A 4,345-nucleotide genomic window follows, 5' to 3' on the forward strand; every position below is an offset into this window, starting at 1 on the left:
ATCTGCGGTCACATGAATGCCCGCCTGTTTGGCCCGTCGAATTTGCGACACGCTGTTTCGTGTCGAAATACACATCAGATGAATCCGTCCCTGGGTCAATTCAGCCAGTGCGATGTCACGGTTCACCATAATTGCTTCTGCTGCAGCGGGGATTCCTTTCAAACCCAGGATAGTTGAGTAATACCCTTCGTGCATTTGCCCTTTGTCGGTCAGTTCGGGGACCTGGGGGCGATTCAGGATTGGACGTTTAAACATGCGCGTGTATTCCAGTGCGCAGCGCATGATCTCCGCATTTTCAATCGGGTGGTCGGCATCGGTAAAACCAACTGCTTTGCCTGCAACCAGTTGTCCGATTTCTGCGAGCTCTTTCCCTTCATGATTTTTGGTGACCGCCCCCAGGGGAAACACATTACAATTGGCGGCTCGTTCTGCCTGAAGCAGAATGAATTCAGCTGAAGAACGGTCGTCGACCACGGGAGAGGTGTTCGGCAAACAACCCAGTGAAGTGACGCCACCTGCCAGAGCGGCGGCAGTGCCACTTTCAATCGTTTCATCTTCTTCAAAACCAGGTTCGCATAAAGAAACGTGAAGATCGATGAACCCCGGGCTGACAATCAGGCCTGTCGCATCAATCACTTCGTCTGCAGTGACCGTTGCTTCACAGAGGCCTTTGATTTTACCATCTTCAATCAGCAGGTTTCCCTGCACGTCCAGATTTTGTGATGGATCGATGATTCGACCATTTTTAATGAGGATTGATTTCATCCTGGAATTCCCAAGGAAGCAGTACGCTGTAGATGGAGAAGATAGAGACAGGCCATGCGGATGATTAAACCATTACTGACCTGGCCGAGAATGACAGAATGCGGGCCATCTGCCACGTCGGGCGTGATTTCGACACCACGGTTGATCGGGCCTGGAGCCAAAATCAGAACATTCTCTTTTGCTTTATTGATTCGTTGTTTATTCATGCCGAATAAATGTGCGTATTCGCGGATCGAAGGGAAAAAATGTCCGCGTTGTCGCTCAAACTGGATTCGTAGTAAATTCAGGCAATTGGTGCGATCGAGGACATCATCCAGGTTATTGGAAACTTCGACCCCCAGGCGGGAAATTTCACTGGGGATTAATGTTGTCGGACCACAAACGATAACGTGGGCGCCCAGTTTTTTGAGTCCCCAGATATTGGAGCGTGCTACTCTGCTGTGCAGAATATCGCCGACTAAAGTGACGGTCAGTCCTTCGATCTTGCCGAAGTGTTCCCGGATGGTGAAAATATCGAGTAGAGCCTGGGTAGGGTGTTCGTGAGTCCCATCGCCGGCATTAAGAATGTTTGCGTCCAGATGTTGTGCCAACAACTGGGGAGCGCCGGGAGTTTTGTGTCGGACCACAACATAAGAAACTCCCATTGCTTCGATCGTTTTGGCAGTATCGACAAAGCTTTCCCCTTTGGAGAGGCTGCTGCCGGACGAAGAAAAGTCAACGGTATCAGCACTCAACCGTTTGGCTGCCAGGGCGAAACTGATGCGGGTCCTCGTTGATGGTTCGAAGAACAAATTCGCAACCACCGTTCCAGCCAGGGGAGTCAACTTGGTCTCACCAATCGCGGCTAACCGCTTAAACTCCGAAGCCTGATTGAGGATGATATTGAGCTCGTCTTTGGAAAGGTCCTGCAGACCTAATATATGTTTGCGGGTCCAGCCCCTTGAAATGTCTGTTCGATACTCATGGTCGATATTCATAGTCGCATCAGATTTGAATGTGTGTACGTTTTCAGATCATGGGTAAATCAGTCTGCGCACACCGACTGAGTGGTAATGTCACAGGGTTGAAACAGATATTACCAACCCCCCCTGCTCCCTTCAAGGAGTTCACTCAGAGATATTACCGACAGAGTCTTAGTTTTTGAGAGTTTGCAGGCGAGATACGAAATCAGGGAACTTTTCGACTTGAATCCCGGGTGGGAGTGCCGATTTTCGGGGAACTTGTGCTTCAATGATCACTGAGTCAGCAGGTCGAAGACTCAGTGAGGCGGCATATTTGAACTTTCCTGTGGAGAGGCCTTCAATCGGCATTGTTGAGGTATCCAGTTCTTCCAGGGGCTGTTCTCTCGTTGACTGCCAGCCGGCAATTTGGATTTCTGACGAAGCAACCGATCCCTCGCCAATCATATTCACAGATGAAAGCCAGTTTTCCGGGGGTTTCACGCCCAGCACCTGGATCAGGGCTGCTTGTGACAGATCAAAGACGCAGTCTTGGGTCTCAATCTGAATAACGCCCGGAATGATTTTCTGGTCGACCCAGTTAAACAGGAGAAGTGGGCCGGCGTTTCTCAAGGTCAGATTTCGCAGGTTTAAACTGATTTGCTGGTCAATTTCCGGAGGTCGTTCAAAGTAGAAAGTCGAGCGTGATGTGATATTCAGGCAGTTCGTCATTGAAAGACTGTGTGGGGCGTGCGTTAAATGAATGGCATGTTCAGGAACGGCAAAAATGGTGTTGTGAATTTCGAGCTGACTTCGATTTCGTTGCTGAGCATCGATCGGTTTCCAATAAATGGCACTCCGATTGAGTTTATGACTTGATTGATGTTGTTCATCCAGTTGTGCAAAAAAACAGGATTTGAGTATGAGGCTTTGAGCTGTCACATTCAATAGGGATGGAAACAGCGAAGTCTCTGCTGCTTTTGATTTATTAGATCGACTGACGAAAATGACATTTTCCAGAGTCAATTGCTCCGCAACGATACTAAACGCCTCATCATGAATCTGGATGACCGCTGGAGCATCAGTGCTCCCTCTGATCGTGAGCGGGCCCACTGTGGTGATTTTCGTAGATTCATAAGGCGTTAATGAATCTAACAGGATGATCCCCTTTTCATTGGGGGGAGGGATTAATTGTTTGCTGGTGATCACAGAAGACGATGGATCATCGAGAATCGTTCCCGGCGCTGATTCGTGGGGCTCTGGTACATTTTGTTTCTGAAACGAAACGTGTGAGGTGATTTTCAGGAGCTGGCTGCGTGCTCCTTCATCCAGCAGTGTCAGGGACAGTCCTGAGAGAACGAAAATTAAAGCAGCGATGAGAGGCAGACGCCCTGCTTTTCTTTGAGTCGAATCAGCGGAGGAGCGTGATGTTTGAGTGCGAAACGAGGAATGAAAATTCTTTAATGATTTGCGCGAAGTATGTGATTGACCAGGCCAAAGTTGTAGAGCCTGTTGCATACTCGCTGGACGTTGTTCCGGATTTGATGATGTGAATTTCAGCAATGCATCTGCAATTGCTGCTGGAGTCTCAGGTGCCCAGCTGCGAATATCGGGAATCGATTTTGTCTGGTGACACGCCAGTTTGGCTAGCGGGTCTCCGGTTGTGAAAGGCGGGCGACCTGCCAGCAGCTCCCAGAGCAGACAGCCTAACGCATACAGATCACTTTGAGAATTGGGGTGTCGTCCTGTTCCAATTAATTCCGGTGCAACACCATCATAACAACGAGGCGGTAGTGAGGCGTGAATTGTGAGTTCCGGGGAGAGAATGGATTCAATCCCCGTGTCGACTAGTGCCGCGATTCCATTCGGGGTGAGTCGTACATTCCAGGGTCGAATCTCACCGTGCACCACGTTGCGACTTTCCAGTGTCGCCAATGCATCCAGTAGCTGGGTTCCGATGGCGAGCACGACGTGAACTGGAAATCGACCTCTCCGGATCAGCAGTTCGGCCACCGTTGTTGAGGGAAGGTGACGGCTAATGATGGCAAATTGCTGGGGCAGCTGTTTAATGACTCGGGGGACTACAAGGGATGGGTGATCCAGCCCTTGCAGGCGTTTCAATAAATCCTGGAAGTTTTTTTGGATGAGGTTCGGATGATCGTTTTGCGGCCTGGTGATTTTTAATGCACAGAGCTCGGCACTCTCCGCTGTTTTTGCAATATAGGTGTTGGATTTGTGGCTATGGCCTAATTCAGAAATCAATAAATAAGGACCGACAGCCAGTCGTTCCGGGTTGCCCGACTCCAGAGTTCTGGCTTGAAAAGGCGTGATTTTCTGTGCCTGGACAAGTGCATCAATCCAGACTGAGTCGAACGCCGGAATGCCGCGCGCCAATTTTCTGACCCGGCGTCGGCAACTTCTCAAGTCTGCAGCCGTGCATAACTTCAGCTTTGTTAATCGCTGCAATAGCTCTTTGGAAGGCGGGTCCAGCAATGTGAAGAAATCCTTTTCACATGGAATCTGTATGAGGCGTGAGGGCTGACAATCTAAATATTCCGTTTGAGTCAGATCGTCGTATTAAAACACGAAATATCGAGACTCTTTATGGCAAAAAGCGGTAAATTTCGCAAGAGGGATTTGCT

The 4,345-nt window shown here is 49.4% G+C and carries 2 protein-coding genes and 1 pseudogene; all 3 read right to left on the reverse strand.

Going from position 1 to position 4,345, the window contains the following annotated elements:
• A pseudogene (locus Q0294_RS01310) lies at positions 1-765 on the reverse strand (amidohydrolase family protein); the annotation flags it as partial.
• Positions 762-1,742, reverse strand: coding sequence for an aspartate carbamoyltransferase catalytic subunit (locus tag Q0294_RS01315; RefSeq protein WP_299460003.1), 981 nt, complete (start codon positions 1,740-1,742; stop codon positions 762-764). The pseudogene Q0294_RS01310 and the gene Q0294_RS01315, both read right to left, overlap by 4 nt.
• 156 nt (positions 1,743-1,898) lie before the next feature.
• Positions 1,899-4,196, reverse strand: coding sequence for a serine/threonine-protein kinase (locus Q0294_RS01320; RefSeq protein ID WP_299460006.1), 2,298 nt, complete (start codon positions 4,194-4,196; stop codon positions 1,899-1,901).
• Positions 4,197-4,345 lie beyond the last annotated feature (149 nt).

The sequence above is a fragment of the uncultured Gimesia sp. genome, assembly GCF_937919775.1.
GTDB lineage: Bacteria > Planctomycetota > Planctomycetia > Planctomycetales > Planctomycetaceae > Gimesia.

Bases quoted from the DNA above. Each gene is read 5' to 3' on its own strand.
- Q0294_RS01315 (WP_299460003.1), bottom strand. From the start codon at position 1,742: ATGAATATCGACCATGAGTATCGAACAGACATTTCAAGGGGCTGGACC.